This window comes from Pseudoduganella sp. GW821-FHT12E03 (genome assembly GCF_058807115.1).
This window is the reverse complement of record NZ_JBXAQJ010000008.1, coordinates 373,466-399,944: the sequence shown is the minus strand read 5'-3', so window position 1 is coordinate 399,944 and position 26,479 is coordinate 373,466. Positions and strand designations below refer to the sequence as shown.

Annotated in this window: 22 protein-coding genes; 8 read left to right on the top strand and 14 right to left on the bottom strand. The window is 62.9% G+C overall.

Translation table 11 applies throughout. From position 1 onward, the window contains the following. Positions 1 to 19 precede the first annotated feature (19 nt). Complete coding sequence (locus AC1RRC_RS21935; protein WP_493057697.1) at positions 20 to 1,669, bottom strand: glycerol-3-phosphate dehydrogenase/oxidase; 1,650 nt, start codon at positions 1,667 to 1,669, stop codon at positions 20 to 22. A 65-nt stretch (positions 1,670 to 1,734) separates the two neighbouring features. After that, positions 1,735 to 3,375 carry an FAD-binding oxidoreductase gene (locus tag AC1RRC_RS21930; protein WP_493057645.1) on the bottom strand — a complete coding sequence of 547 codons (1,641 nt, stop codon included), beginning with the start codon at positions 3,373 to 3,375 and terminating at the stop codon, positions 1,735 to 1,737. 87 nt (positions 3,376 to 3,462) lie between these two features. On the opposite strand from AC1RRC_RS21930, the gene AC1RRC_RS21925 reads away from it, so the two are divergent. After that, positions 3,463 to 4,500: an AraC family transcriptional regulator gene (locus AC1RRC_RS21925; protein WP_493057644.1), complete on the top strand. Its 1,038-nt coding sequence runs from the start codon at positions 3,463 to 3,465 to the stop codon at positions 4,498 to 4,500. A gap of 2 nt (positions 4,501 to 4,502) precedes the next feature. Here AC1RRC_RS21925 and AC1RRC_RS21920 read toward each other — a convergent pair whose 3' ends face one another. The 3 genes from AC1RRC_RS21920 to AC1RRC_RS21910 form a co-directional block, all read right to left on the bottom strand. Next, positions 4,503 to 4,946, bottom strand: coding sequence for a hypothetical protein (locus AC1RRC_RS21920; protein ID WP_493057643.1), 444 nt, complete (start codon positions 4,944 to 4,946; stop codon positions 4,503 to 4,505). Between the two features lie 86 nt (positions 4,947 to 5,032). Continuing rightward, positions 5,033 to 5,560, bottom strand: coding sequence for an SRPBCC family protein (locus AC1RRC_RS21915; protein ID WP_493057642.1), 528 nt, complete (start codon positions 5,558 to 5,560; stop codon positions 5,033 to 5,035). Positions 5,561 to 5,694: 134 nt separating this feature from the next. Further along, the gene (locus AC1RRC_RS21910) at positions 5,695 to 7,143 is read right to left on the bottom strand and encodes a cytochrome P450 (RefSeq protein ID WP_493057641.1); all 1,449 of its coding nucleotides are present in this window, start codon (positions 7,141 to 7,143) and stop codon (positions 5,695 to 5,697) included. Positions 7,144 to 7,211: 68 nt separating this feature from the next. Here AC1RRC_RS21910 and AC1RRC_RS21905 point away from each other — a divergent pair, with 68 nt between their 5' ends. After that, positions 7,212 to 7,604 carry a VOC family protein gene (locus tag AC1RRC_RS21905; RefSeq protein WP_493057640.1) on the top strand — a complete coding sequence of 131 codons (393 nt, stop codon included), beginning with the start codon at positions 7,212 to 7,214 and terminating at the stop codon, positions 7,602 to 7,604. A 161-nt stretch (positions 7,605 to 7,765) separates the two neighbouring features. Here the strand turns inward: AC1RRC_RS21905 and AC1RRC_RS21900 are convergent, their stop codons facing one another. Then, positions 7,766 to 10,594: a M16 family metallopeptidase gene (locus tag AC1RRC_RS21900; protein ID WP_493057639.1), complete on the bottom strand. Its 2,829-nt coding sequence runs from the start codon at positions 10,592 to 10,594 to the stop codon at positions 7,766 to 7,768. A gap of 81 nt (positions 10,595 to 10,675) precedes the next feature. Next, the gene (locus AC1RRC_RS21895) at positions 10,676 to 12,070 is read right to left on the bottom strand and encodes an MFS transporter (RefSeq protein WP_493057638.1); all 1,395 of its coding nucleotides are present in this window, start codon (positions 12,068 to 12,070) and stop codon (positions 10,676 to 10,678) included. A gap of 256 nt (positions 12,071 to 12,326) precedes the next feature. Between AC1RRC_RS21895 and AC1RRC_RS21890 the strand changes: the two genes are divergently transcribed. From AC1RRC_RS21890 to AC1RRC_RS21875, 4 genes are read left to right on the top strand one after another with little or no spacing between them, the layout of a single operon-like run. Then, entirely contained in the window at positions 12,327 to 13,193 is an 867-nt protein-coding gene (locus AC1RRC_RS21890; RefSeq protein ID WP_493057637.1) for a LysR family transcriptional regulator, read from the top strand. A 23-nt stretch (positions 13,194 to 13,216) separates the two neighbouring features. Beyond that, positions 13,217 to 14,233: an MlaE family ABC transporter permease gene (locus AC1RRC_RS21885; protein WP_493057636.1), complete on the top strand. Its 1,017-nt coding sequence runs from the start codon at positions 13,217 to 13,219 to the stop codon at positions 14,231 to 14,233. A gap of 10 nt (positions 14,234 to 14,243) precedes the next feature. Further along, a complete protein-coding gene (locus AC1RRC_RS21880) occupies positions 14,244 to 15,188 on the top strand; it encodes an MlaD family protein (RefSeq protein ID WP_493057635.1) in 945 nt (314 codons plus the stop codon). Beyond that, the gene (locus AC1RRC_RS21875; RefSeq protein WP_493057634.1) at positions 15,185 to 15,862 is read left to right on the top strand and encodes a hypothetical protein; all 678 of its coding nucleotides are present in this window, start codon (positions 15,185 to 15,187) and stop codon (positions 15,860 to 15,862) included. Before AC1RRC_RS21880 ends, AC1RRC_RS21875 begins: the two co-directional genes overlap by 4 nt. Positions 15,863 to 15,972: 110 nt before the next feature. On the opposite strand, the gene AC1RRC_RS21870 is transcribed toward AC1RRC_RS21875, so the two are convergent. Next, complete coding sequence (locus AC1RRC_RS21870; RefSeq protein WP_493057633.1) at positions 15,973 to 17,238, bottom strand: DEAD/DEAH box helicase; 1,266 nt, start codon at positions 17,236 to 17,238, stop codon at positions 15,973 to 15,975. Positions 17,239 to 17,368: 130 nt separating this feature from the next. Between AC1RRC_RS21870 and AC1RRC_RS21865 the strand changes: the two genes are divergently transcribed. Next, positions 17,369 to 18,334: a dipeptidase gene (locus tag AC1RRC_RS21865; protein ID WP_493057632.1), complete on the top strand. Its 966-nt coding sequence runs from the start codon at positions 17,369 to 17,371 to the stop codon at positions 18,332 to 18,334. A gap of 124 nt (positions 18,335 to 18,458) precedes the next feature. On the opposite strand, the gene AC1RRC_RS21860 is transcribed toward AC1RRC_RS21865, so the two are convergent. From AC1RRC_RS21860 to AC1RRC_RS21850, 3 genes are all read right to left on the bottom strand, one after another. Further along, the gene (locus tag AC1RRC_RS21860) at positions 18,459 to 18,848 is read right to left on the bottom strand and encodes a VOC family protein (RefSeq protein ID WP_493057631.1); all 390 of its coding nucleotides are present in this window, start codon (positions 18,846 to 18,848) and stop codon (positions 18,459 to 18,461) included. Positions 18,849 to 18,913: 65 nt separating this feature from the next. Then, the gene (locus AC1RRC_RS21855) at positions 18,914 to 19,411 is read right to left on the bottom strand and encodes a VOC family protein (protein WP_493057630.1); all 498 of its coding nucleotides are present in this window, start codon (positions 19,409 to 19,411) and stop codon (positions 18,914 to 18,916) included. Positions 19,412 to 19,512: 101 nt separating this feature from the next. After that, entirely contained in the window at positions 19,513 to 19,944 is a 432-nt protein-coding gene (locus tag AC1RRC_RS21850) for a hypothetical protein (RefSeq protein ID WP_493057629.1), read from the bottom strand. A gap of 78 nt (positions 19,945 to 20,022) precedes the next feature. Here AC1RRC_RS21850 and AC1RRC_RS21845 point away from each other — a divergent pair, with 78 nt between their 5' ends. After that, entirely contained in the window at positions 20,023 to 20,409 is a 387-nt protein-coding gene (locus AC1RRC_RS21845; protein WP_493057628.1) for a MerR family transcriptional regulator, read from the top strand. 3 nt (positions 20,410 to 20,412) lie between these two features. Here the strand turns inward: AC1RRC_RS21845 and AC1RRC_RS21840 are convergent, their stop codons facing one another. Genes AC1RRC_RS21840 through rdrA form a run of 3 tightly spaced genes read right to left on the bottom strand, consistent with a single transcriptional unit; the run spans position 20,413 to position 26,324 of the window. Beyond that, positions 20,413 to 21,078: a hypothetical protein gene (locus AC1RRC_RS21840; RefSeq protein WP_493057627.1), complete on the bottom strand. Its 666-nt coding sequence runs from the start codon at positions 21,076 to 21,078 to the stop codon at positions 20,413 to 20,415. Positions 21,079 to 21,080: 2 nt separating this feature from the next. Further along, the gene (rdrB, locus tag AC1RRC_RS21835) at positions 21,081 to 23,681 is read right to left on the bottom strand and encodes an antiviral RADAR system adenosine deaminase RdrB (RefSeq protein WP_493057626.1); all 2,601 of its coding nucleotides are present in this window, start codon (positions 23,679 to 23,681) and stop codon (positions 21,081 to 21,083) included. Between the two features lie 6 nt (positions 23,682 to 23,687). Beyond that, complete coding sequence (gene rdrA, locus AC1RRC_RS21830) at positions 23,688 to 26,324, bottom strand: antiviral RADAR system adenosine triphosphatase RdrA (protein ID WP_493057625.1); 2,637 nt, start codon at positions 26,322 to 26,324, stop codon at positions 23,688 to 23,690. Positions 26,325 to 26,479 lie beyond the last annotated feature (155 nt).

Sequence of the window (26,479 nt, the reverse complement as noted above, 5' to 3'; positions counted from 1 at the left end):
GCCGCGGCCGCGCGCAGCGTCATGGTTGCGGCACGCTGTAATGCTTGCGCCACAGCGCCAGGTACGCGGCCTGCTCGGCGTCCCAGCGGGCGTCGTTCCAGCCCAGCTCCGGCTGGCAAATGGCGCGCACCTGCGGCAGGATCGCGTCGCCGCCGCCGCGCAGCTGCAAGCCGATGCGCAAACGGCGCAGCAGCAAGTCGTCGAGCCGCTGCACCGATTCGTGCCGCGCCGCCCAGCGCAATTGCGCCCAGATGCTGGCGGTGCCGGGAATTTCCGCCAGTTCGCCCTCTTCGGCGCAGGCAATCACGTCGGCCGCCAATGCGCCATAGCGGCCCGGCAAGCGTTCGCCCTGCCCCGCCGGCAAGCCTTTCACGTGCGGCAGGCGCGCCGGGACGCTGAACACCGGGCGCGGATCGAGGCTGGCGCGCCACAGCGGCAACAGCGGCGCGGCCTTGCGCAGCGCATCGAGCGCGATCACGCGGAACGTGGTCAGCTTGCCGCCGGTAACGGTCAGCAAGCCGTCTTCCAGCCACAGCGCGTGTTCGCGGGTTTCCTTGGACGGATCGGCCTGGCCGCTGTCGATCACGGGACGCACACCGGCATAGGTGGCGACGATGTCGGCTTCGCCCAGCTCCAGTTGCGGAAACTGGCTGCGCAGCGCGGCCAGCAGGTAATCGAGTTCGGCGCGCGTGATGGCCGCTTCGAAGGCCATGTCGTCGCGGTGGTCGACATCGGTGGTGCCGACCAGGGTGACGCCTTCCCACGGGAAGGCAAACACCGGGCGCCCGTCCGCCGGATGCATCAGGCTGACCGCCTGCGCCAGCGGCAGGCGCCAGTGTGGCAGCACCAGGTGGCTGCCCCGCAATGGCCGCAGGCGTTGGCCGTTGGCTGCGCCGGGCTTGTGGCCCGGCGCGGCAACAGCATCACGCGGCGGATTGCCGTGTTCCGTGGGGGCGCGCAGCCGGTCGGCCCAGGCGCCGGTGGCGCTGATCACGACCTTGGCCCGCACCGTGTATTGGGCGCCGCTCAATTCATCCCGCACCTGGGCGCCGCACACTTGGCCGTGCCCCTGCCCGCCCGTGCGCAGCAGGCTTTGCACCGCGACATAATTGATCGCCGCGCCGCCCAGCGCCTGCGCTTCCTGCAGCACGCGCATCACCAGGCGCGCATCGTCGGTCTTGGCGTCGGCATAGCACATGCCGCCCTGCAGCCCTTCGCGGTCGATGTTCGGCGCCAGCCCGAGGAATTCCTCGCGGCCCACATAGTGCCGCTGCCGCAAACGCTTACCGGCCATCAAGTCATACAGCGCCAGCCCGATCAAGAACGCCGTGCGGCCCGGCTTGCGGCCCGGGTAGTCGCCGAACGCGAACGCTTGCGGCACCACCAGGCCGGCCGCGTCGCGCAGCAGCGCTTCGCGCTCATGCACCGATTCGCGGGTCAGGGCGAATTTCCCCTCCTTCAGGTAGCGCAAGCCGCCATGGACCAGTTTCGACGAACGGCTCGACGTGCCCCAGGCAAAGTCGCGCTGTTCCACCAGCAGGGCGGACAGCCCGCGCCGCGCCGCTTCCAGCAAGATGCCGGCGCCCGTGATGCCGCCGCCGACGACCAGCACGTCCCAGTCCCGTCCCAGCACTTCGGCCAGCGCGGCACGGCCGCCCGGCTGCCACAGCGCCTGCGCGGCGCCATGCGGCGATTCGGGCACGCTTGCCGCCGCGCCAAACGACGAATGCCAGTTCACGCGGCCATCCCTTGCGATGGCGCCTGCGCCTGCGGCGGCGACGTCTCCGGCAACAGCTTGCCCGGGTTCATGACACCCTGCGGGTCGAAATGGCGGAAGATGGCCGCCATGGCGGCGATGCCCGCCGCGCCCTTTTCCGCCTGCAGGTAAGGCGCATGGTCGCTGCCCACGCCGTGCTGGTGGCTGATGGTGCCGCCGCAGTCGACGATGGCCCGGCTGACAGCGCCTTTCAGGGTGCGCCAGCGCGCCATGTCTTCCTCGAAATCGCCGGCCAGCCGGTACACGAAGGTGGTGTAGACGCTGGCGCCCTGCGCATACAGGTGCGACAGGTGGGTGTAGGTGTGCACCATTTCGCCGTGCTGCGCCAGCGCCTGTTTGGCCGCCGCTTCCACCGCCAGCATGGTCGTTTCCACGCGCGGCCAGTCCACCGCGGTTTCCACCGTGTCGATCACATAGCCGTGTTCCCATGCCGCGTTGCGCAGATAGACATTGCGGAAGCGGTTTTGCTTCCATTTATCGCCCATCTTGCGGCCGATATGCACGCCGCCGCGCTGGCGGGCCAGGCGCAAGGCTTGCGCCATCGCGCCGCGCGCCACCGCCTTGGCGCCGCTGGCGCCGATCATCAGCATGCATTTTCCGTCACTGCAGCCGCGCAGCGACAGGTACCCTTCGAGCAGTCCGATCAGTTTCTTGTGGCCGGCCAGCGCCAGCATGGTCTGGGTTTCCACGCCATTCGACAGGCGCAGCATCGACAGGCCCAGTTTGGCCTGCGCCAGTTCGCGCACGGCCCGCTCGGCGTGCTGCCAGTCGGAGAAGAACACCGCGTGGAATGCTTCATATTCCGGCGCCGGCGTGACGCGCACCGTGGCTTCGGTCAGGATGCCCATGCGGCCTTCGGAACCCAGCACGATTTCACGCAAGTCGGTGCCGGCCGCCGAGGCCGGGAAAGTCGGGATGTCCAGCCGGCCGGCCGGGGTTTCAACCGCGCCGCCGGCGAACAGCTGTTCGATGCGGCCATAACGCAACGATTGCTGGCCCGACGAGCGGGTCACGATCCAGCCGCCCAGGGTCGAATATTCAAACGATTGCGGGAAGTGGCCCAGCGTAAAGCCATGGGCCCGCAATTGCGCTTCCAGGTCGGGACCGAACACGCCGGCGCCAAACGTCGCCAGCTGCGATTCGCGGTCCAGGTGCTGCAAACGGCACATGCGGGTGGTGCTGACGGTCAGCACCGGCTGCGTCCCCTCCGGCGCCGTCAGGTGGCCGGCCACGCTGGTACCGCCGCCGTGCGGGATCAGCGCGACGCGGTAGCGCTGCGCATAGTGCAGCAAATCGCGCACGTCTTCCGCGCTTTCGGGGAACGCCACGCCGTCCGGCACCGTGCCGACGCGGCCATAGCGCAATTTCAGCCAGTCCGGCAGGCTCTGGCCCAACGCGTGGCGCACCCGCACTTCCGCGCCGGTATCGACCAGGCGGTGCGGCGGCAGCCGCGATGCGGTGACACCGGCGCAGGCCTGGGCAAAGCTGGCGTCGGTGACGCCCTGTCCGTCGCCGATGCGTTGCGCCAGGAAAGCCAGCGCATCCGGCGCCAGCGCAAAACTGATCGTATCGTCACCCCAGCCATTCCAACGTCGCATTGTTTATTCTCCAGTTGCTATACTGGCGCTCCTGGCCAGTCAGTACGGCTAGATTAAAATCATTCGCTTCGTGGGTATTGCGCATTCATGACAACCGCCTTGTTCGATTATGCCAGCGCAGGCCGCGTGGCCGGCGCCTATCTGCTTCCACTGCTGGAAGCGGCTGCCGCCCGTGGCGTGGCGGCGCGCGAGCTGGAACTGGCGGCCGGCCTGGCGCCGGGCAGCCTGGACCCGCTGCCGGAAATCCTGCCCGCCAACGATTACGTGCGCCTGCTCGATATCGCCGCCACCCTGACCGACGACCATCACTTCGGCCTGCACGTGGGGGAACGGGTGAAACTGGGCACCTACAGCGTGTACGGGCTGGTGCTGCTCAGTTGCCGCGATTTCGGCCATGCGCTGGAACAGACCCAGCGTTATGAACAGCTGGCGCACGACCTGGGCCGCTCCGCGCTGGAAGTCGATGGCGCGATGGCCCGCTACACCTGGCACAGCCGCTATCCCAGGGAGGCGCGCCACCTGGCCGACAGCGTGTTTGCCGGCATCCGCGTGTTCGGCAACTGGCTGGCCGGCATGCCGCTGCCCGCGGCCGACCTGGCGCTGATGCACGATGGCGGCGATCCCGCGCTGCACGGGGAATATGTGCGGGTGTTCGGCGCCCTGCCCCATTTCAACGCGCCCGCCAATGTGGCGGCGTTCGATGCGCAATTGCTGTCTTGGCCGGTGCCCAATGCCGACCCGCTGCTGTATCCCGTGCTGCAACAGCATGCCGAACAATTGCTGAAACAGCGCGCGCAGCTTGACGCCGGCATTGCGGGGCAAGTGCGGGCGGCGATTGTGCGCGGGCTGGCGCAGGGCCAGGCGCGGCTGGCGCCGGTGGCGGAAGAACTGGGCCTGTCGCCGCGCACCTTGCAGCGCAAGCTGGCCGACGCCGGCATCAATTTCCAGCAAGTGCTGGACCAGACCCGCTATGCGCTGGCGCAGGATTACTTGCGCCAGGCCGGGTTGTCGCTGGTCGATATCGCGTTTTTACTGGGCTACCAGGAACAGAGCGCGTTCAATCATGCGTTCCGCGACTGGGCCGGCATGAACCCGGGCGCGTGGCGCGACGCAAACGCGCGCTGACCTCAGGTTTCACTGCCTTTGACGCGGATGAATGGGCCCAGGCACGCTTCCATGCTGCGCTGCAAACACATCAGGAACATGTTGCCGGACGGGTGGAACAGGATGAAGCTCGAGACGGAATGGCCGACTTCGGAAATCTGTCCCGTGCAATCGTGCTTGCCATTGTCCTTGATGATCTTGTCGAGCGCCTTGTAAAAGCCGTTTTCATCGGGCTGGTCGTCGATATCGAATTCGGTTTCCACCACTTCCGCCGCGCTGGTGATCAGCGCGGTGCCGTCGGCGCGCATGCGGTAGACTTCGTGGCAGGAACCGTCCGGCAGCACGAAGCGCCAGGTGCCGACAATCGGGTGGTCCGAGCGGACCGGGGCGGCCGCCGAACCGGTGGTGGTGACAGCGGCAGTCGCAGCCAGGGCGCATGTCAGCGCGATACGTGTAACAACGTTCATGGCGGGCCTCCCCGTGCGTGCACTTGCGGTCAGTATAATCCTGTCCGCAATATCGCACGCACTTTGCGCAAAGTCTGTGCGCTGGCTTACTTTTCCGCCGCCGCTTTCATGCTGGCCAGGCCTTTTTCAAAATCCGGGCCGATCATCTTATCCATCGACACGAATACGCCCATCAGCTTGGTCATGAACGAGCTGGGGCCGGACATGGTCCATACCACCTGGGTGCCGTCGGCCTGCGGCTGCAGCGCGAACACGGTGCTGTTTTGCGAGGCGATCGGTTTCAGGAAGTCCAGCTTGATATCGATTTTCGCCGGCGGCTGCGCGCCCGTGATTTCCATGCGGCCCGCGCCCACCGCGTCATTGCCGTCCCAGCTGTAGACCGCGCCCGCGCCACTGGCGGCGCCCGTGAAGGTACGCTTCATGTTCGGGTCCAGGTTTTCCCACGGCGACCAGGCGCCCCACTGGTGGAAGTCGCTGATCAGCGGATAGATTTTCTCTGCCGGCGCCTTGATGACGATGCTGCGCGAGACGGCATAGGAATTCGGCTGGGTCAGCGCCAGGCCCAGGATGATGACAACGACGGCAACGATGCCGATGGCGATTTTCTTCAACATGCAAAAGTCCCCTGCGAATTTTATGATAAGGATCGGCGCTTGCCGAATGCGCAAGGCTAGCAGTTTTTTATTGCCGCGCGATCATTTACCAGCGGCAAAATACCGCTGGTGTTGCATAAAACTTACGCGCCAGGCTATTGTCCTGGGCGGGGATGCAGCAGCAGCGGCAAGGCGCTGGGTGTCATGGTAAACGTGAAGCGTTCTTCCACCGCTGGCGCGCCCGGTTTCACCGACAAGGTGAAATTCCGCAAGATCATCGCCATCACCATCTTGATTTCCGCCATCGCGAGGTAGCGTCCGGGGCAGAAACGGGGGCCGCCGCCAAACGGGAAGGATTTACGGCCGGGATCGCTGGCCGCTTCCAGCCCGCTGTCCGTGAGCCAGCGTGCCGGATCGAACTGTTCCGGGTGGTCGAAGTCGCTGGCGCGGTCCGCCGCATGGCGCAGCATCAGGAAAATAATCGTGCCGGCCGGAGTGGCGACGCCATCGACCACGGTATCGGCATTCGGTTCCGCCGCCATGAACGGCGCCACGGGTTTCAGGCGCATGGCTTCGCGCGTGGCGGCATCGGTATAGGCAAAACTGTCAAGCAGGCGGTAGTCGCGCACCACCGTATCACATCCCATCAGCCGGGCCGCTTCGTCGCCCGCCACCTGCGCGGTTGACGGGTTTTGCGACAGCAGGTGCAACAGCCAGGCTATCGTGTTGGAGGTGGTGTCTTCTCCGGCGAACACCATCGTGATGGCGTTGCCGATCACTTCCACGTCGGTAAAGCCGGAGTCCGGCTCGTCGCGCGCGGCCACCAGCGCTTCCAGCATGTTCGACGGGCGGGTGCGCAGCGAGGGATCCTGCTCCAGGCGCGCCCGGGTTTGCGCGATAAAACCCGTGACGGCGCCATGGATGCGCTGGTGCGCGGCATCGGCGTCGCGGTCGACCTTCAGCTTGAACAGGCGCCAGTAGGCAAACGGCGACGTCAAGCGGCGCGCCACCATGCTGAACAGGAATTCGATATCGCGCTGCAGCGGGTTGTCTTCGTGTTCCAGCGTATTGATGTCCTGCCCCATCGCCAGCCCGATCGTCACATCGAGCGTGTACGCCTTCAGGTCGCGCAGCACATCGACTTCGCGTCCCGCCGCCAGCGCCGTGTTCCAGCGGGCCAGCAAGCGCTCCGTCATCATGATGAGGTTGGGGAAATAGCGGTGCACCACTTCCGGCGTCAGCGCGCGCATGCCCAGCTTGCGCTGGCGGCGCCATTCTTCGCCTTCCGCCGTAAACATCCCCTTGGTGCCGGCTTCCTCCAGCATGCGCGCGGTGCGCGACGAGCGGCGGAACGCCACCGGACGGTCGCGCAGAATATCGGCAATCACATCGAGGTCGGACACGACAATGAACTGGCGCTTGGCGACGCGGAATTTATAGGTACCGTTATACAACCGCGCCCATTTTTCCAGCGTGCGGTGGAATTGCTTCGGTTCGATCTGGCGCGCATTGCCCAGGATGGGAATGCCTTTCGGGCCCGGCAATTCCGCTATGGTGCGCAGCGGCGCGTGCGCGGCCGGCTCCGCCATCTTGTCCTCGGGCATACTGATCTCCGTCTATCGTTTGTTATATTTATTGAATTTTACGCCACCTTTTTGAAAAGGAAACAACCATGCTGTCGCACGTCTATGTCGGGGTCGGGGATTTCGAACGGGCTTATGCTTTTTATGCGCCCTTGCTGGCGTGCCTGGGCTTGCCGCAGAAGTTCAAGGATGATGGGCGGCCGTGGGCCGCGTGGATGCCGGCCGACGCGCCCCGCCCGCTGTTCATCGTGGGCAAACCCTATGCGGGGGAAGCGGCTTGCGGGAATGGCCAGATGGTGGCGCTGCAGGCGCCATCGCGTTCGGCGGTCGATGCGGCTTACGCCGCCGCCCTGGCGCATGGCGGCAGCAGCGAGGGGGTACCGGGCCTGCGGCCCGAATACCATGCCCATTACTACGGGGCGTACTTCCGCGATCCGGATGGAAATAAACTGTGCGTGGTGTGCCACGCGGCGGAACAGTGACAGGCCGACGGCCAGCCTGATGGGACGGGGCATCACTCCGTAGGGCGGCTTTCACAAAGCCGCCCTGCGTGCAGGCCAGTACTGCCGGTGGCGCCGGTCACGCCGGCATGGCGGCAAGCCGTTGGCTTACCGCCCTACGGGTTGGATGCTACAGCGGGCGCTTAGTTGGCGGCCTGCTTCGCTTCCGGGTACAGCGTCATCTGCACGTAGTTGTCGAAGTCAAAGTAGCGCTTCGCGGCCGCCTGCACGTCGGCCGGCGTCAGCGCCGCGGCGCGCTGCTCGAAGTCCAGGATCTTGGCCGGGTCCAGTCCGTTCGCATAGGAACCGTCCAGGTGGTTCAGCCAGTAGCTGTTTTCACGCAGCGCGCGGCGGCGGTTGACCGACCAGTTTTCCTTGACCTTGGCCAGGTCCGCCGCTTCCGGTCCCTGCTGCTGGATGGTCTTGATCAGGCCCAGCATGGCGTCAGCCACCTTGCCGGTGTTTTCCGGCGCGCATGGCAAGCTCACCGACACCGAGTAGTGGCCATACGGCATCTTGTTGAGCGAGGCCCCCACGTGGCCGCTGTAAATCAGGCCCAGCTTTTCACGCAAGACTTCCGTGACCTTGATGTTGAGGATTTCCGTCAGCGCGGTCTGGCTCAGCGACGCCGCTTCCGAGTACGGCGCCTCGCCCGTGAAGGTCAGGGTCACCAGGCTCTTGTTTTCCGCGCCCTTGAACACGTCTTTTTTCACCACGCCCTTGACCGGACGCACGCCGATATCCTTGTACGCGACCGGCACATCGGTCACCGGCAGGCTGCCGAGGTAAGTGGCCGCCAGCTGCTTCATGGCGGCCAGGTCGAAGCTGCCGACCAGCACGAACGTGAAGTCGCGCGCGCTGGCAAAGCGCTCGCGGTAAATCTCCATCGCACGGTCCAGCTGGATATGGTCGAAGTCTTCCACCCGGGCCGGACGGGCCACGCGCGGATCGTTGTTGTACAGGGTCGCGATCGACATGTCGTTGAACACCACGTCCGGGTTCGACAGCGAGGTGCGCGCCAAGTCGCGCTGCTTGCCGATGAAGGAGCGGTACAAGTCTTCATCGCGGCGCGGCTGGGTGAACGCCAGGTGCGCCAGTTGCAGCATGGCTTCCACGTCGGCGCTGCCGGAACCGCCGCGCAAGCCTTCGCCCAGCGCGCCAACCCACGACGAGGCCGACACGGATTTCCCGGCCAGCATTTTCTGCAAGTCGACCGGCGCGAATTTCACGCCCATGCTCGACACGATGTTGCTGGCATAGCGGGCATTGAACATGTCATCGCCGCCATACAGCGACTGGCCGCCCGGACGGAAGCCCGCCATCAGCACCTGGTCATTCTTGAAATCGGTCGGCTTCAGCACCACCCGGACGCCGTTCGACAGGCGCAGTTCGGTGGTGCCGAGCGGCTTGTCCACCACTTCCGTGACGATTTTGCCGGGCTTCGCCGGCGGTTCCATCAATTTCGAGGCCAGCACTTTTTCTTCGCGCTTGCTCACCGTGCGGTTTTCCGCCGCTTCGGCCAGCGCCAGCAATTCCGTGTCCTTGGGCGCCGGCGGTTCGGCCTTGTCGTTGCCCTGGTAAATCACCAGCATTTGTTCATGCGAGGGCAATAATTTCGCGGTCAGCGCGTTGATGTCTTCCAGGGTCGCGGCCGGCAACAGTTCCTGGGCATAGGCATAGCCGTTGACGATGCCGGGATCGATCGCGCGCCCGGTCAGGAAACTGGCCATCAGGCTGTTGACGTGGTTGCCGGAATCGGTCTTGTCGCGCTCCTGGTAGGCGCGCTCGACGAAGCGCATGAAAGTCTTTTTCGTGCGTTCCAGTTCTTGCGCACTGAAGCCGAAGCGGCGCGCCCGCTCGACTTCCTGCACCAGCGCATCGATGGCCGGCTTGCTGCCGCCCTTGCCCAGGACCGCCATGGCCGTGAAGGTGCGGTAACCCGTCATCACGGGCGACATGCCGGCCTGGCCGCCAATGAACGGCGGCTCGGCCAGCTGCGTCAATTCATTGACGCGCTGCGCCAGCATGAAGCCGACCATGGCTTCGTACAAGTCTTCACGGTAGTCGGCAAAGGTGGCGCGGCTGCGGTCCTTGCGGATCGTGTAGCGGATCGCCACCGCATTGGAGGCGGCTTCCTTGTCCGTCACCACCAGCGATTCCGACTGCGCGCGCGGCGGGATGTCCGTCACCATGCGGGGACGCGGCTGGGCGGGATTTTTCAAGTGCGCGAAGTGGCGCTGGATCAGCTTTTCCGCTTCGGCCGGATCGATGTCGCCGACCGCCACCACCGCCATCAGGTCCGGGCGGTACCAGTCGCGGTAAAAGCGCTTGGCGGCATCGTATTTGAAGTGTTTCAGCACGTCTTCCTTGCCGATCGGCAGGCGCTCCGCATAGCGCGACCCGTTCAGCATCTTCGGCAAGATCGCCTGCAGCATGCGCTTTTCAACGCCGCCCCGGGCGCGCAATTCTTCCAGCACAATATTGCGTTCGCCATCGATGGCGTCGTCTTCGAATTTCACGCCGTGGGCCCAGTCTTCCAGCACCTGGAAGCCGGTTTCCACGTTTTCCTTCTTGTCGGTCGGGATCGGCAGCATGTACACGGTTTCATCGAACGCCGTGTAGGCATTGAGGTCCGCGCCGAATTTCACGCCGATCGACTGCAGGTAGGATATCAGTTCGTTGCGCTTGAAATGCGTGGTGCCGTTGAACGCCATGTGTTCCACGAAGTGCGCCAGGCCTTGCTGGTCGTCGTCTTCCAGCACGGAGCCGGCGCGCACCACCAGGCGCAGTTCCAGCCGCTTTTCCGGCTTGCCGTTTTGCTTGATGTAATAGGTCAGGCCATTGGCCAGTTTACCGGTCTTGACGTCGGGCGCGGGTGGCACCTTGTCGTTCATGTTGATGGCGGCTTGCCCGGTCAGGGTGCACGCCAGCATGGCGGCGGCGGCAATGAGTCGCAGTGGAACGGAGGTCATTTGACGATCTTGCAAAATAAGAAAGTTTCCACACTACACCATTTGGTAGCGCTACGCCAGTGTACAGCGGGAAAATCCAATTTAGGCGCGCAAATGTACATGGCGGTACGCCAGGGTCGCCCCGCACGCGAACGTCAGCGCCACCACGGCAAAGCCGGCCGGCAGCCGCAGCGGCCAGTCCGGCAACACATGTAATAGCGACCCCATCAGCGCCACGCCCACCAGCGCGCCGATTTGCCGGTTTGCATTGAGCGCGGCGGCCGCGCTGTTGGCGTGGGCCTTGCCGGCCACCTGCATGACACTGGCCGTCATGGCGGGTATCGCGATGCCGACCGCCACGTTCATCACGACGATCGCCGCCAGGATGACGCCAAAGGGCGCGCCCGGCATGGTCCACGCCAATGCCAGCAACACCAGTCCCATGGCCGCGCCGATGGCCAGGCCCGCCAGCAAGGGCAGGCGCATGCCGATCCGGGACGTGATCCGGCCAGCCGAGAAATTGCCGGCAATAAAGGCCGCCATCATCGGCAACAGCGACAAGCCCGTCCGCAGCGCATCGGCGCCCCGTTGCTGCAAATACAGGCTGAGCAGGAATAACTGGCCAAACACGCCGAGGTTGATGAAGAAGCCGATCCCGTTGACGGCGGCAAAAGCGGGCGTGGCAAACAGGGCGCGCGGCAACAACGGGTGGGCCGCGCGCCGCTCGCGCCGCACCAGCGTGATGGCCACGGCGATCGTGGCGGCCAGCGCGCCCAGCACCGGCGCCGAGCGCCAGCCCAGCACGGGACCTTCGATCAGCACGAAACTCAGGCCGGCCAGCGCCAGCATGCCCAGCGCATGGCTGGCGAACGACAGCGGCCGCGCTTGCGGCGGCGCCGGTCGGATCAGGCGCCGCGCCAGCACGATGCCCAGCAACCCGATCGGCAGGTTGACCCAGAACACGCTGCGCCAGCCGAATTCATGCACCAGGATGCCGCCCACCAGCGGCCCGGCCGCCGACGCCGTCGCCACCATGGCCGACCAGGTGCCCACCATGCGGGCGCGCACCTTGTCGTCGTCAAAGGCATGGGTCAGCAAGCTCAGTGAACTGGGCAGGAACAGCGCCGCGCCCGCCCCTTGCAGCAAGCGGGCCGCCGTCAGGCTGAGGCCACCCGGCGCCAGCGCGCACAGCACCGAGCCCAGCAGGAAAACGCCGAGCCCGGCCAAATAAGCGTTTTTTGCGCCATAACGGTCGCCCAGCGCCCCGCCGGCCAGCAGCAGCGAGGCAAACGTCAGCGTATAGCCATCCACCACCCAGATCAGGCCGGACAACGGCACATGCAAATCCGTGGCGATGTCGGACAGCGCGGTGTTGACGGCGGTGACGTCGATCATCGCCATGACAAAGCCGGCGGCGAGGGTCAGCAGGGTCAGCGCGCCGGCTTGCCGTTCAGCCGCCGTGCCGACCGCCTGTATCTCTTGCTGGTGGTGTCGCATGATTTCTCCTGTTCCGTTAAATCCGTAGGGCGGTTTCCGCATAGCGGAAGCCGCCATGCATGCAGCCCGGCGACGCTTGCCAATGCCGCCGCGCACGCATGGCGGCTCGCCAGCGAACCGCCCTACGCATTCAGCCGCGCCATGCTGCAAGCGATTCATATTGGCATGCTAGGCCGCTTGAATGATGCAGTAAACACGCATATCATCAGCACTCCGATGCAAATTTGCATCACGATCGAGCACATAGCCGCCATCCATGGATTGGGATAACGCCCGCATTTTTCTCGCGATTTACCGCGCCGGCACGCTGCGCGGCGCCGCCGCCACCCTGGAGATCGACCAGGCCACCGTGGGCCGCCGCCTGGCCGCCATGGAAAAGGCGCTCAACGCCCGGCTGTTCCTGCGCACGCCGGGCGGCTATTCCGCCACCCCGGCCGGCGAACTGGCGGTGGGCGCGGCCGAGCAAATGGAAGCCGCCGCCAACCGCTTGCAGCGGGAAATGCAGGGCATCGATCACCGGCTGTCCGGGACTATCCGGGTGGCGACGTCCGACACCATGGCGGCGCACTTTGTCATCGAGGCCATGCAGCGCTTGCACCTGCGGCACCCGGATATCCGCATCGTGCTGTCGGCGTCGACGCAGTTGTCAAGCCTGACGCGGCGCGAAGCGGACCTGGCGATCCGCACGGTGCGTCCCACCGACCCGGACCTGGTCTCGCGCCGCCTGGTGCGGCGCACCCTGGGCCTGTACGCGGCGCGCGGGTACCTGGAACGGCATGGCATGCCGGTGCCGGGTAATGCCTTGCAAGGCCACGATATCGTGATTTACCAAGCCAGCGTGGCGCCGCGCCATGGCGACAAGCTGTGCGGTGAACCGGTGGCCAATGCGCGGGTGGTCATGGAAGTCAACACCGGCCTGATGCTGCATGAAGCCGTCAAGGCCGGCCTGGGCATCGGCGAACTGGCCACCCACATGGCGGACCAGATGCCGGAACTGGTGCGCATCTGGCCGGAGCGGGAACAGCACTACGACGTCTACCTCGTCATGCACACGGATTTGAACCGCACGGCGCGGGTGCGGGCGGCGGCCGACGCCATCCTTGAATCGTTCTCCGGCCAGTGATGGCCGGTGCTAACATGGCGCCCATGCATACCCCGCCCTCCCGCCCGCCGCTCGCCCTGTTCGCGCCACTGCGCGAGTTGCAGCGCTGGGCGCTGGACTGGCTCGTCAGCTGGTGGCAATTACTGCATTTCACCGTGCTGGTGGCCACGCTGGCATTTTCCCCATCGAGCTACAACCGGCGCGCCCGTCCCGTGCTGGCGCGCGAAATCGTGCTCGGCACGGCGCCGCATTTGCTGTGGTTTTCGCTGATGACGACCTTTATCAGCCTGGTCATCATCCGCATCGTGGTGGTGACATCCAGCAGCTATGGCTTGTCGCGCTACGCGCTGGAAATGGTGGTGCGGGTGCTGGTGCTGGAACTGATCCCGCTGACGGTGGCGCTGTTTGTCGCGCTGCGCAATACCTTGCCGGCCGGGGTCGCATTTGCCCAGGCGCTGGCCGAGGTGCGCGGCAACAGCGGCGGCTTTCCGGTCGCGCATGGCGCGCGGCTGCCGGAAGTGGTCCGCCACGCCGGCGAACCGGCCGCCGATACCGCCAGCGCGACCGGCAGCCACGCGCCGGCGACGGACACCGGCGCCCCGGGGCCGACATTGGGCGAAACCGCCGAAGCGGCCGCCGCGGCAGCGCCAGCCAAACTGGCCGCCGCGGCAAACCGCGATGCGGAACTGCGCGGCATCAGCGGTCTGCAGCGCGAATTTTTCCCGCGCGCGATGGCGGGCATGTTTGCCGTCTGGCTGCTGGGCGCCGTCAGCTGCGTGCTGACCCTGGTGCTGGCGTACCTGTCGATTTACGGTTTTACGCCCTATGCGCTGCAAGGCTATACCCGCGTGGTGGGCCAGGTTTTCAATCCCGCCGTGTCGATGATCCTGATGCTGAAGATCGTGTTTTTTAGTTTCGCGGTCGGCATGATCCCGCTGGCATCGGCGTACTTTGGCGCCAGCGCGCGGCTGCGCCATGTACACGGCTTGTCCGACATGGTGCGCATGTTTTCCGTGCTGCTGCTGATCGAGGCGGCTTCGCTGATGGGCAATTATTACTGAGGAATGTTGAATGGACGAACCCGCGGTCCCTCCTTCGCTGCGCAACGCCGAGCTGAAAGCGGCGCTGCTGCTCGGGCTGATGCTGGTCATGGTGGCCGGGCTGGCCGTGTACCTGATGTATGCGCGCGGCGCGTTCGACGCCACCCAGCGGCTGGTGCTGAGCGCCGATGATTCGGACGGGGTCGGCGTCGGCATGGATGTCACGTTTGCCGGTTTCCCCATCGGCCGCGTGCAGCGCATCGAACTGGGGCCGGACGGCAAGGCTCGCATCCTGGTCGATGTCACGCAAAAAGATGCGCACTGGCTGCGCACCTCCAGTGTGTTTACCCTGGAGCGGGGGCTGGTCGGCGGCGCCAAGCTGCGCGCTTATTCCGGCATCCCCGCCGACCCGCCGCTGCCCGACGGCGCCACCCGCGAATTGCTGGTTGGCGACATGGCGGGCCAGGTGCCGCAATTGCTGTCGGCCGCGCGCGACTTGCTGGCCAACCTGAACAACCTGACCGCCACCGATTCCGCGCTCGATGTGAGCTTGAAGAATGTGCAGGGCGTCACGGGCCGCCTCAATGGTCCCGGCGGCGCCATGGGCTTGATTGCCGGCGAAGACCAGAAGGCGCAGCAATTGCTGCGCAACGCCAATGCGCTGATCCTCAAAGCCGACAGCCTGGTCGGCAACGCGGACAAGCAAGTGTTTGGCAAGCAGGGCGTGATGACGGATACGCAGGCTGCCGTGGTGGAATTGAAAGGCTTGCTGGTCGATGCGCGTTCCAGCCTGAAGAAGATGGATGCCGTGCTGGCCGAGGCGCAGGCGGTGGGCGCCAATGCCCGCGTCGCCACGCAAGACCTGGGCGCGCTGCGCGCCGATGTCGACAGCAACTTGCGGCGCATCGAACAGTTGATCAATGAAATCAACCGCAAGTGGCCATTTAAACGTGATGCGGAGATCAAACTGCCATGAGCCGCCCTGCCCTTTCTTGCCTGCTGGCCGCCATGTCCCTCTTATCGGCCTGCAGCGGCGGCCCGCCGGTGCCGGACTGGCAAATGAATGCGCACAGCGCGCAGGAACGGTCGATTTCCGCTTACCTGTCCGGCAAGGACCGGGTGGCGCAGGCGGAACTGGCGCGCGCAAGGCTGGAGGTCGGCAGCACCGGCAAGATGGCGCTGGCGATCCGGATTGAACTGGCGGCCTGCGCGGCGCAAGTGGCGGCGCTGGTGTTTGAAACATGCCCCGGCATTGAACGGCTGCGGGCCGATGCCACGGCGGCGGACCTGGCTTACCTGCTCTACTTGTCCGGCCAGCCGGCGGAGGCGGCGCTGCTGCCGGAGCAGCACCGCGCCGTGGCCAACGCGCTGGCGGCTGGGAATGACCTTGCCGCCTCGGCGGCGGTGGCGGCGATCGCCGATCCCTTATCGCGGCTGGTCGCGGCGGGCGCGGTGCTGCGCGCGGGCCACGCCGCCCCCGCCGTGCTGACGGTGGCGGTGGAAACCGCGTCCGACCAGGGCTGGCGCAAGCCGCTGCTGGCGTGGCTGCAAGCGCAAGCGATGCGGGCGGAAAAGGCGGGCGACACGCAGGCGGCCGAGCAGGTGCGGCGGCGCATGGCGCTGGTGACCGAGAGCAGTACGAGCCGCTAATCCGGTAGGGCGGTTTTCGCGCAAGCGAAAGCCGCCGTGCTTGCGTCGCCACCAGCACCGGCAGTACCTGCATGCACGCATGGCGGCTTTGTAAAAGCCGCCCTACACGTTCAAGCGTCGGTGGCGGCGGCCGCCGCCGCTTCGCGCAACTTGTCTTTCTTGCTCTTGCGCTTGCCCTTGACGCCGCCGTTGACGGTATCGGTGGCGGCATGCACGGCCGGCGCGGCGGTTTGCACCGGTTCAAACCCGGCCAGCTGTTCGCGCGGCACGCGGACCTTTTGCCGGCTTTCGATCAGGCGAAAATGCGCTTCCGTCGCGGCGCTGACAAAACTCACCGCCAGCCCGCTGGCGCCGGCGCGGCCGGTGCGGCCGATACGGTGCGTATAGTCCGCCGCAGAGCGGGGCAAATCAAAATTCACCACCACCGGCAATTGCGCGATATCGATGCCGCGCGCGGCCACGTCGGTCGCCACCAGCACGCGGATGTGCGACACCTTGAAGTCGGCCAGCATGGCGGTGCGCGCGCCCTGGCTCTGGTCGGCGTGGAACGCTTCCGCATGGATGCCGTTGCGGCGCAATTTATCGGCCACGTGGTCCGCCGCATACTTGGTGGCGACAAACACCATCACCCGTTCCCAGCCGTTTTCCAGGATCAGGTGGCGCAGCAATTGCACGCGGCGCGGTTCATCGACCAGGATCGCGCGCTGCGCGATATCGGGCGCGGTTTCCGGCGTGCTGGCCACTTCCGCGCGCACCGGGTTGCGCAGCATGCCGTGCGCCAGCGCCTGTACCGCAGGCGGGAAAGTGGCGGAAAAGAACAGGCTCTGGCGCGCGGTCGGCAGCAGCGCCAGGATGCGGTTGACCTCGTCGGCAAAGCCCATGTCCAGCAAGCGGTCCGCTTCATCGAGCACCAGGGTGGCAACCTTGTCCAGCTTGAGCGCGTTGTGCTCCACCAGGTCCAGCAAGCGGCCCGGCGTTGCCACCACGATGTCCGCGCCGCCGCGCAGCGCCATCATTTGCGGGTTGATCGAGACGCCGCCAAACGCCGTCACGACTTTCACCGGCGCAGGCAAATGTTCGGCCAGGGTGCGGATCGCCTCGCCCACCTGCGCCGCCAGTTCGCGCGTCGGCGCCAGCACCAGGCCATGCAGCGGGCGCGGGCCGTTGCCCGCATGGCGGCGCGCCAGCAGCGCCTGCAGCAGCGGCAACACAAACGCGGCGGTCTTGCCGGACCCCGTCTGCGCGGCGCCCAGCACATCGTCGCCGCGCAAGGCGGCGGGAATGGCGGCAGCCTGGATCGCGGTCGGTTCGGTATAGCCCACTGCGGCCACGGCGTTCAGTAACGGGGGCGCGAGGCCCAGCGTGGAAAAAGTCATTTGGAATCCCTCGAAGAACCCGCCAGTATAAGGGATAAAGGCGAGGAAACCGGCAAGGAGACCGGCACGCCCTTGCCGTTCGGCGGCATTCCATGGGAATATGGCCGCCCATCATTAAGGAATTAACAAGATGATCCACTGGGACGCCCACGTTTGCCTGCCGCAGCACCCTGATGCCTCGTTCGAGCCGGTCGCGCGGCTGCATGCGGCCGGCGTGCATTACACCTCGCTCAATGTGGGGGCCGACATGAACCCGCTGTCGCAAGTGATGGCGGTGATCGCCGGCTACCGCGCCACCATTGCCGCGCAGCCGGAACGCTACGTGCTGGCGGCCAGCGTGGACGACGTGCGGCGCGCGGCCATGGCGGGCAAGATGGCGCTGACGTTCGACCTGGAAGGGTCGATGCCGCTGCTGGACCGGCCGGAGATGGTGGCGCTGTATGCGCAGCTGGGGGTGCGGCAAATCCACTTTGTCTACAACCGCAACAACAGCGTGGCGGGCGGCTGCCATGACACACCGCGCGGCCTGACGCCGCTGGGCCGCCGCATGGTGCAAGCCGTCAATGACGCCGGCATCATCATGGATTGCTCGCACACCGGGCGCCAGTCGTCGCTGGAAATCATGGAGGTGTCCAGCAAGCCGGTGGTGTTCAGCCATGCCAATCCTTATGCGCTGGCCCAACATGGCCGCAACATCACCGATGAACAAATCCGCGCCTGCGCCGCCACCGGCGGCGTGGTCTGCGTCTCGGGCCTGTCGTGGTTCCTCGGCAGCACGGCGCCGGCGGCGGCCGACGTGGCGCGCCATGCCGCTTACCTGGCCGAGGTGGCGGGCGTGGAGCACGTGGGGATCGGCACCGATATCTGTTTTTCCGAACCGGAACTGGACGACACCCCGCCGGGTGGGTTCGATCCGTCGTACTGGTGGCCCGCGTCAGCGGGGTACAGCCGCGAAAAACCGCCCACGTTCGTCGCGCCGGAGATGTGGCGCGAACTGGCGGCCGAACTGCGCAAGGTGGGCATGTCGGAGGCCGAGGCGGCGCAAGTCATGGGCGGCAATATGCTGCGGGTGGCCACTGAAACCTGGCCAACGTAGGGCGGCATTTACAATGCCGCCATGCCTGCGCGTTGACGCACGCATGGCGGGTTGGCTGGGCGCCCCCCCTTGAATCCGCCCCACGGAACCGCGCTACAGGCGCCGTTTGACGTGCCGGCCCGGCCTACATCCCAACGTCGCCGTATGGCCCCGCCAGCACCACGACATAGCCGTCCGGATCCCGGATCCAGATTTCCCGGTGCGACGCATTGGTGTTTTCCTTCGGCCCTTCCAGCACCGTGGCGGACAGCGCCGCCACGCGCTCGACGGCATCGTCGAAATCCTCGGTCCAGAACCACAGCAGCACACCGTTGCCGTATGGCCTCGATTCCGGGTCGCCCAGGTGGCGGTGGCCGTGCGCATCCCAGCGGTGCAATTGCAGGATCAAGCGCTCGCCGTGCAGGAGTTGTTCATATTCGCGGCCGCCGTGGCCGCTGCGGGCCGCCAGCAAGGTTTGATACCAGCGGCTGCTGGCCGGCACGTCCGAAACTGCAATAAGGGGTTGCGCTTGCATGGCAAGTCTCCTGGCAGGATGGGAATGGTCATGATACGCCGATTAATCGGCCGCTGAGACGCCGCTCAGCCGGCATAGGCGCGTTGCAATTCCGCGATATCGAGCTTTTTCATTTGCATCAGGGCCGCCATGGCCCGCTGCGCGGGCGGGGACACGGAATCCTTCAGCATCTCCACCAGCACGCGCGGCACGATTTGCCACGACAGGCCATATTTATCCTTCAGCCAGCCGCATTGCCGGGCCGCCGGATCGCCGCCCTCGCCCAACTGGGTCCAGTAGCGGTCGATTTCCTGCTGGCTCTCGCACATGACCTGGAATGACACCGCTTCACTGAATTTGAAGATGGGGCCGCCGTTCAATGCCGTGAACTTCTGGCCATTGATTTCAAAATCCACGGTCAGCACGGTGCCAGGCTTCTGGCCATGCTGTTCCTGGCCGACTTCCGTGTAGTAACTGACTTGGGTGATGCGCCCGCCGTCAAAAATACCGGTGTAGTACTTTGCCGCTTCTTCCGCCTGCGAGTCGAACCACAGGCAGGGAATGATGCTTTGAATAGTCGCCATGGCATTACCTTTCTGGTTGATGTGTGGATTGAAGGACGGGCGCCGCCCGCCTGCCGGAACGACGTTCGACACGGCAGGAAATCGACCAGCGGGAAAATCATTCAGGCGGCAACGCGGTCCATCTTACCGCGCACCGCGCCAACGGCGCGCACGGGCAGCGACTGCGCCACGAACCAGGCGAATTCCGGCACCATGAACAGCCATAGCAGCGGTGTCCCCGTCTGCAGCCAGGTCCAGCCCATCCAGGTGGAAAACAGCAGCCGTGCCACCGCGTCATAGCGGCCATACAGTGCTTGCGGGTCGCGCAGCCGCAATACCGACCAGACCATGACCACGCTGCCCATCAGGCACGCCATCAATATATGGAACGGTTCAAACGCGGGCAGCGCCGTGCCGCCCAGCGCGACGTTGGCTTCCGACAGCAACGCGTGGGCGGCAACGAAGGTCCACGGTGTGGCAAACGGCAAGGTCACCAGCAAATCGTACAGCGCGCTGGCGCGGACAATGCGGCGGAAAGCCGGGTGGTCGACCATATCTGTCTCCTGTAAAAAGATGGCCCCATGCTAAACCCTGGAGTAAACTCCAAGGTCAAGCTATATTTGGAGACCGCCATGCAAATCGGAGAAATCGCCGCCGCCACCGGCTTCAGCCGCGACACGCTGCGTTTTTATGAAAAACGGGGGCTATTGACGGCGCGCCGCGGCGGCAACGGTTACCGCGACTATCCGCCGGAAGCGGTGGACTGGCTGCGCTATATCCGCACGGCGCAGCAATTGGGTTTCACGCTGAAGGAAATCGAGGCGGACTTGCCGCTGCTGGCCGCGCCCGAGGCCTCGGCGGCGCGGCTGCGGGCGGTGCTGCAGGCCAAGGTGGCGGAAATCGACCGGCGCATGGCGGGACTGAGCGCCTTGCGGAGTGAACTTCTCAGGCGGTTAGGGCAAGATATGGAGACCTGCCCGCTGCGGCCAGCGAATAAACCTCAAACCGCCTCCATATGAACGTTATTCGACTTTGAGTTTACCCAGCATCTTATCGAACATAAAAAAGGTATCGCCGACCACATCGCGATAGGCATCCACGCTACAGCCTTCCTCCAGCTTGTCGAAATCCTGCTCCCGGCTATTCGGTGGATAGCCTGAATAATCTCGTGCCTTCAAAGCACGCAAACGCTCGCGGTAAAAACGATTGCGCGCCCATGCTTTGGTGAAGCCAAAAGTACGATCCATCAATAATGCAGCCACAAGTAACAGCAATCCGTGACAGGCACGTATCAGCACTGTGGCGCTGTCCGGGGCCAGGTATACAAAAACAGGGACTGTCGCGAGCAAGATCATCGCATTGCAAAAAATCTTTGCCCATGCGCCCTTACGCTCCCAACCAAAGCCGATCAGCAAGATCACCACGGCAATAGTGCATTGCGCTTGCCAAGATAATGCCATTTCTAATAAGGCGGGATCAAAGTAGTCGCCGAGCGTCTTCAGTTCCGTGCTTTTGTCATCACCTTTAAAGTATTTCAACAGCAAGAGCATCGGTACAAACAGTGCTGAGTAAACACCGCCGATCACAACCAGCCTTCTGGCAAAGTAAGAGAAGTGGCGATAATTGGCCACACCCTGATCTAGTTCGGCCTCAAATTTAACTATACGCTGCTGTAATGGATCAGCCATCGTTACTGCCTTTCAAAAATAGGTAAATGGTTGCGACCAAACTCGTCCAATCCAAATTGCCGCAGGCGTTCCAGCCAGGCGTCAACATTGGTACGCGAATAGCCAAGTTCAATCGCTGCTTCGCCTAGCAGCGCGAACTCGGTGCGCAAGGTGGTGGGCATAATGCCTGGATCATCCGTGTTGACGAGAACCTTGATCGGTCCCCTACGCAAGCCATACCTGTTCCATGGCTGCCCTTCCCGCAAACACGATTCATCTGGTGGATACCAGCGGAAGATCGGATGTTCCCTATGGGATTCAAAACGGCCGATATAGATATTTGAACTGGGGTTGGCTTCTATGATCAGGCCATCACGGTCATATTTGTCCAACAAATAATCCTGAACTGCATGCATAAACGCCAGATTTTCTGGCGTCTCCACATCCACAAGCATCCCGTCCGGCCCGGATGAGGAACCATGCATACTGCTGCCAGGCTGGCGTATCAACACGCACGTTTCCACAGTATCTGCAGGCTTCCTTGTAGCCACCTCAGACTCCCGCAAGAAATACGCCCGCTCCGCCCCCCACGCATTGCTTTTGTTATCACATGCCCGCTGCAATCGGATGAAATCCGGCACAGCCTCCTTCAACTTGGGATCATCATAATCCGATGCCGGATTCATGCCGAACTGGGTATGGCAGTTGCGCCGCAGCTTCCACGCACGCAGCAAAATGTCCGGCGTTTGCGCTGCCTGCGCAGCAAAGCCCGAAACCTTGAGCCACGATACCGAATAGACAAACTTGGCAATGCGCCGTTCAAGCGATGGCACCAGCTGGCTGGCCAGCGGCAGAGTTGCACTCAATTTGCAGGCGTAATGCCATGCCCACACCAGATTGTCGAGATGTTCATCGACCGGCAGGATCATATCCCCCTGCCGCTGCACCCACTCTGCCGGGTCGATTCCCAACGCCAGCCCATGGCCAATCCGGTCGCCAGAGCGCATGCCGCAAAAACGGACCGTTTCATCCACGTGACGCATGCCGGACAACGGATGGGCGTAATCTTCTCCAGCATGTATGCTCAAATGAAAACCTGCGGAGGCTGATTCACCGAACGGCCGCTGCAGAAAGCCGCGCCGCAGCCAACGCAGCACAGGAGCAAACACTTCACTACGAACCGCGTTTTCATCGCCAGCGATGTCAAGCCCGCGCAGCCAGCGAGCGGGGTGGAAACGGTACGCCTGATTCAAGTGCCCATTCAAAAATTCAGGGAGATTCCAGCCGGCCTCCAGCTGAAGACTCTCCACAAACTGATCTGCCTTGCCCCATAAGTCTTCGCGATTAATGATGAAATCTTTGCGCCGCAGAAAGTGGGCACAGAAATGCCATCGCTCCATCTGCCCGATATACGCTGCCGATGCCACGTCAGACAATGGCAATCCACTATCGGCGTCACCGGCCCCGCTATGCTTCGCGAGCGTACCGGCAAGCTTAGCGACACCATCCGGCGTAAATGCGTCGGGCTCCACCTTAATTTCAACCAGATCGAGCTTTCCCACAAAAAGCCGCCGTACGCTGTCATTGAGTGCAGCACTTGGTTCCCCCTTACGCAACGGATTCCTGTAATAATCCCGTGTGAAACGGCTCAGCCCCAAGCCGTCCATAATGGTGGCACGGCGTACCTGCATCAAATTCGCAAACAAGTAGTAAATTGCCAGGCGAACATATTCGCACGTTGCAGGATGCTGATAGCTATACCACAGCCAGACAACCACCCAGCGCCAAGCCAAGCCAAGATCGCCATCCATCATCGCTTGCGCCAACTGCGCCAGCAGCCATGACTTGCCAATCTCGTTGGCGAACTTATGTGCCTCGAACAAAAGCGCCCAATCCGGCAAGGCGGCCAGTTCCGCAGAAGCACCGGGCGCCAGGATGCCATGGCATCTTTTCCGGAACAGGACTTGGTCTATGCCACCATCGGGCAGAGTGGCGCACTCCATCAATGCGGCACACAATGCACTGAGCTGATCAAACCGGTCCGGCTTTCCTGATTGCGGTTCGCTTGTCAACTTCCCCAGTAGGATCAATCCATCAAAATGCACACCGCCAAGGTGTACATGACCTTCCGCATAGGGTTTCCCAGCCAAGGGAGGTGGAGCAAAGAACGGCAATTGGTTTTTCACTATGCGCGCAACATTATGCGGTGCCACCAAATCCTCGTTGTGCATCCAGCCTGCCAAATGCCAGCCTGCCAGCAGCGTAGGCTCAACACCGGCTGCAAGCCGTGCATATGCCTGGACTTGTTCGGCACGGTATTGCAGAAAATCGCCGTTACGCATCATCACCTGATCGAAGATGTTGTCGAGCAGGGGTAATTTCCCGGCGCTAAAGAAGCGCACGGGCCACCAAGTTTGAAATGCACGCTCCAGATCGGTCAAACGAAACCGGCGTGCGTGGTTGCGGTCCAAATCACGTACCAACGCTTGCCTGCACCGCAGCGCAAAGCTGTCGTCATCAAATGCCACATCCGGCGTCACCAATGCCGCTTTCAATTCATTGGCAAGCTCCTCGCTGGAAAAAAGCGCTTCGACGGCCAATTCTGTCAAGGATCGTTGCAACATGGTGCGTTACTGGTTCATAGGGTAAATTTTCGAGATCGTGCGCCGTAGGCTGCTATCGCGGGGGAATGATTTCTCATATTCGGCAAGTAAGGCCAATGCTCTCTCGTTGCCTATAGCCTTCAACTTCCGTTTTGCAGTGGCCCTAAGCTCACCACTACCAAGATTATCCTGCAGCCACTTCGACCGCAGTTCGCTCCTCGCGGTTCCTGAAGACCCCTGTTTGGCGCTGGCTTTTTCGCCCCGTTCAGGGAAGTTCAATGCATCAGTCCACGCTTTCAGCGGGTGGTCGTTCAAAAAATAGCTGATGGCGCGAGTCGCACTGCCAAACTTCGAAGCGCCCGACGATTCCCCAACGAATGGTGTAATGTTTTGACGATATAATTCGCTGCGTTGAAAGTCCTTGCCCTCTCCTACGTTTACCGTGGCGGTAATTTCAGGCAATCCATACAACCGTCCTTTTTCGAAACTGCCAAAGGCCGCCCAGATACTGTTAAAGGCTTTACGCGCCACCCAGACGACGCCGTCAAACGGCTGTTTGAAACTCTTGGCTGCTTGCTGGGGCGAATTGAAATACCACGCCTGGTTATAAACTTTGTTCATCACGTTATAGACCAGCCATGGCGATAGTCGCAATTCACTCAAACGATGCAGGCTACGCCAGCCATTGATAGCGCTGGCCAAATCACGCACGGCATCGCCGAGTTCTTCGGTGGCCGATGCATATTCTTCAAACTCATCGCCCGCATCATCTTCCGGCGTCGACAAGGTCTTGGTCCCGGCCACATCGCTAAAGGAAAGGAATGGCGCGCGGTGAAGAATGATTTGAATATCCGCCTCGCTCACATTACGCAGCAGGCTGGTCACAATAAGTTCAAAGATGCGGCCTATGCAAACCACCGCACCAGTTTTATTGACGCGATAGAAATTGCGGTGCATGACCAGCTCGAACAGCAACCGTGCATGTGCCTCAGGTTGTACCAGTGCAATCAGCTTTTTGTCGTCATTCGATACCAAAGGGCCGATTTCCGGCACCGGGTACGGCAATATGGTTTTGCCAGGAAGCTGTGCCAGCCACACTTCCGGCGCCCTTCCGGTCAGGCGGTTGCGCCAGTCATCGAGTACCCCGCTTCGGTGGAAATGTGCAAAGAGCGTGTCTTGCGCCTGCCTGAGCGGCTGAAACAGGGGCGTGTCAAAGGCACTGCGCCAGCGGGTATCCAGCACAGTGTCTTGCCGCCACGCTTGCGTAGCCAGCAACACCAGATATGCCGCGCCGCCTTCCGGGTCATATCGGATGTGCTCGCACAATGTATCGACCCATGCGGGCAGATTCAATTCATGCATCCATCCGGGGGCCCCCGTGACCGATACGCCGGCATCGCTGTGCAAGGGGTCGAAACTGGTATAGGCATCGTCGCGCGCCTTGCGCCGATCGGCTTCCGGCGAGGTCAGGTCAGTGCCCTGATAACGCTTCGCAAACGCTTTGATAGCATCCGGCGTGACGTCCGGCATCAGCGCATAGTGGCGTAAGGAATCGGCTAATTTGCCGTTGGCCCGTACCGCTTTCTCCAGTGAAGGGATAAGGTACCGCAAACGGTTGGCCAATTGCGCCAATGCGCGCACCGTATGGACTGGCACAGGCAATTCACTGTTTTCCAGGCCGTTGGTGCGATCATTCAGCAACACCTTTAGCCACTCGTAAAAAACCGGCAGCGTCAGCTTGTCGCTCGGATCCACTCCCAGCGTGATCGCCTTGCGTTCGAAGTAGAGGCTGACCGGCGGCATCGCCAGCCGGTACTGCAGCGGAAACACCTTGCGCTGATACTCGTCCGCCAGTGTCAGGGCACGTTCATAGGCGCCCTTTCTGTCATAGCTGCTGTCTTTCGTCAACCGCCGATGAATGTCGCGCCAAGTTACGTCTTGGTACAAGCTGGCGTCGCCACTAATCACAGGCAGCACCAATGGTGTCGTCAAATAACGGCGGACCACTTCCATATTTTCGAAGGCACGGTTGAGTGATGTATCGACATCGTCGATTGGCAGTATCAGTAAATCCTTGCCCAGTAGCTTGCGTACATCGTCAAAGAAGCGATGAACCTCTTCAATCAACTCTTGGTTACCAATAAAGGCGCGAACCTTGTCCATGCCCTTGCGGTCCCGCTGCGATTGCATGTTATGCAGCGCGTGTCCCAAACGCTGCAGTTGTTTATGCAACTGGGTGCGAGCAGAGGAGTCCACATTGAGTGCCGCCTTGACATCGCTGCTGGACAATACTGCGGCCACCACGATATTTAAAAACAAATCATCATGCTCTTCCAGCAAGGTCGGATCTACCGGCGCGAAAATATGAACCCGTTTCAACAGCGCTGGATTTTTCTCTTCCAGGTAGGTCCTCAAGTTGACCAATACCGAACTCTTGCCAGAGCCACGTGGTCCATCAATCAGGATGGCGTCATGCTGGCGGCCTTCGTTGAGCGCTGCTTTACTACATGACAGGCCTTCGACCCGCTCACTAATGAACCGCTCCAGTGCCGCGTAGATTTCCCGCGCCAGTAAATTATTCGCATTTGGCTGCCGGGAGGTATCCGCCTGATTAATGGGAAAGAAAAGTTTCTCATTATCAAGTGCCGTGATCGGAGTGTTCATTTAGTTTCAGATTGAAAGCAAGTAGTAGTATCAGGGCAACTTTGCCGAATAGTTACTTTACAGATATATTTCTTACAATGCAATAAGGTGTTGCGCCATTGGCGCCTCACGCGCCCCCCACTTTTTAACGCCGAAGAGCCCCATCGGCCATATTA

Coding starts and splice junctions, on each gene's coding strand:
- AC1RRC_RS21930 (WP_493057645.1), bottom strand. CDS start 3,375: ATGCGACGTTGGAATGGCTGGGGTGACGATACGATCAGTTTTGCGCTG.
- AC1RRC_RS21925 (WP_493057644.1), top strand. CDS start 3,463: ATGACAACCGCCTTGTTCGATTATGCCAGCGCAGGCCGCGTGGCCGGC.
- AC1RRC_RS21920 (WP_493057643.1), bottom strand. CDS start 4,946: ATGAACGTTGTTACACGTATCGCGCTGACATGCGCCCTGGCTGCGACT.
- AC1RRC_RS21915 (WP_493057642.1), bottom strand. CDS start 5,560: ATGTTGAAGAAAATCGCCATCGGCATCGTTGCCGTCGTTGTCATCATC.
- AC1RRC_RS21910 (WP_493057641.1), bottom strand. CDS start 7,143: ATGCCCGAGGACAAGATGGCGGAGCCGGCCGCGCACGCGCCGCTGCGC.
- AC1RRC_RS21905 (WP_493057640.1), top strand. CDS start 7,212: ATGCTGTCGCACGTCTATGTCGGGGTCGGGGATTTCGAACGGGCTTAT.
- AC1RRC_RS21900 (WP_493057639.1), bottom strand. CDS start 10,594: ATGACCTCCGTTCCACTGCGACTCATTGCCGCCGCCGCCATGCTGGCG.
- AC1RRC_RS21895 (WP_493057638.1), bottom strand. CDS start 12,070: ATGCGACACCACCAGCAAGAGATACAGGCGGTCGGCACGGCGGCTGAA.
- AC1RRC_RS21890 (WP_493057637.1), top strand. CDS start 12,327: ATGGATTGGGATAACGCCCGCATTTTTCTCGCGATTTACCGCGCCGGC.
- AC1RRC_RS21885 (WP_493057636.1), top strand. CDS start 13,217: ATGCATACCCCGCCCTCCCGCCCGCCGCTCGCCCTGTTCGCGCCACTG.
- AC1RRC_RS21880 (WP_493057635.1), top strand. CDS start 14,244: ATGGACGAACCCGCGGTCCCTCCTTCGCTGCGCAACGCCGAGCTGAAA.
- AC1RRC_RS21875 (WP_493057634.1), top strand. CDS start 15,185: ATGAGCCGCCCTGCCCTTTCTTGCCTGCTGGCCGCCATGTCCCTCTTA.
- AC1RRC_RS21870 (WP_493057633.1), bottom strand. CDS start 17,238: ATGACTTTTTCCACGCTGGGCCTCGCGCCCCCGTTACTGAACGCCGTG.
- AC1RRC_RS21865 (WP_493057632.1), top strand. CDS start 17,369: ATGATCCACTGGGACGCCCACGTTTGCCTGCCGCAGCACCCTGATGCC.
- AC1RRC_RS21860 (WP_493057631.1), bottom strand. CDS start 18,848: ATGCAAGCGCAACCCCTTATTGCAGTTTCGGACGTGCCGGCCAGCAGC.
- AC1RRC_RS21855 (WP_493057630.1), bottom strand. CDS start 19,411: ATGGCGACTATTCAAAGCATCATTCCCTGCCTGTGGTTCGACTCGCAG.
- AC1RRC_RS21850 (WP_493057629.1), bottom strand. CDS start 19,944: ATGGTCGACCACCCGGCTTTCCGCCGCATTGTCCGCGCCAGCGCGCTG.
- AC1RRC_RS21845 (WP_493057628.1), top strand. CDS start 20,023: ATGCAAATCGGAGAAATCGCCGCCGCCACCGGCTTCAGCCGCGACACG.
- AC1RRC_RS21840 (WP_493057627.1), bottom strand. CDS start 21,078: ATGGCTGATCCATTACAGCAGCGTATAGTTAAATTTGAGGCCGAACTA.
- rdrB (WP_493057626.1), bottom strand. CDS start 23,681: ATGTTGCAACGATCCTTGACAGAATTGGCCGTCGAAGCGCTTTTTTCC.
- rdrA (WP_493057625.1), bottom strand. CDS start 26,324: ATGAACACTCCGATCACGGCACTTGATAATGAGAAACTTTTCTTTCCC.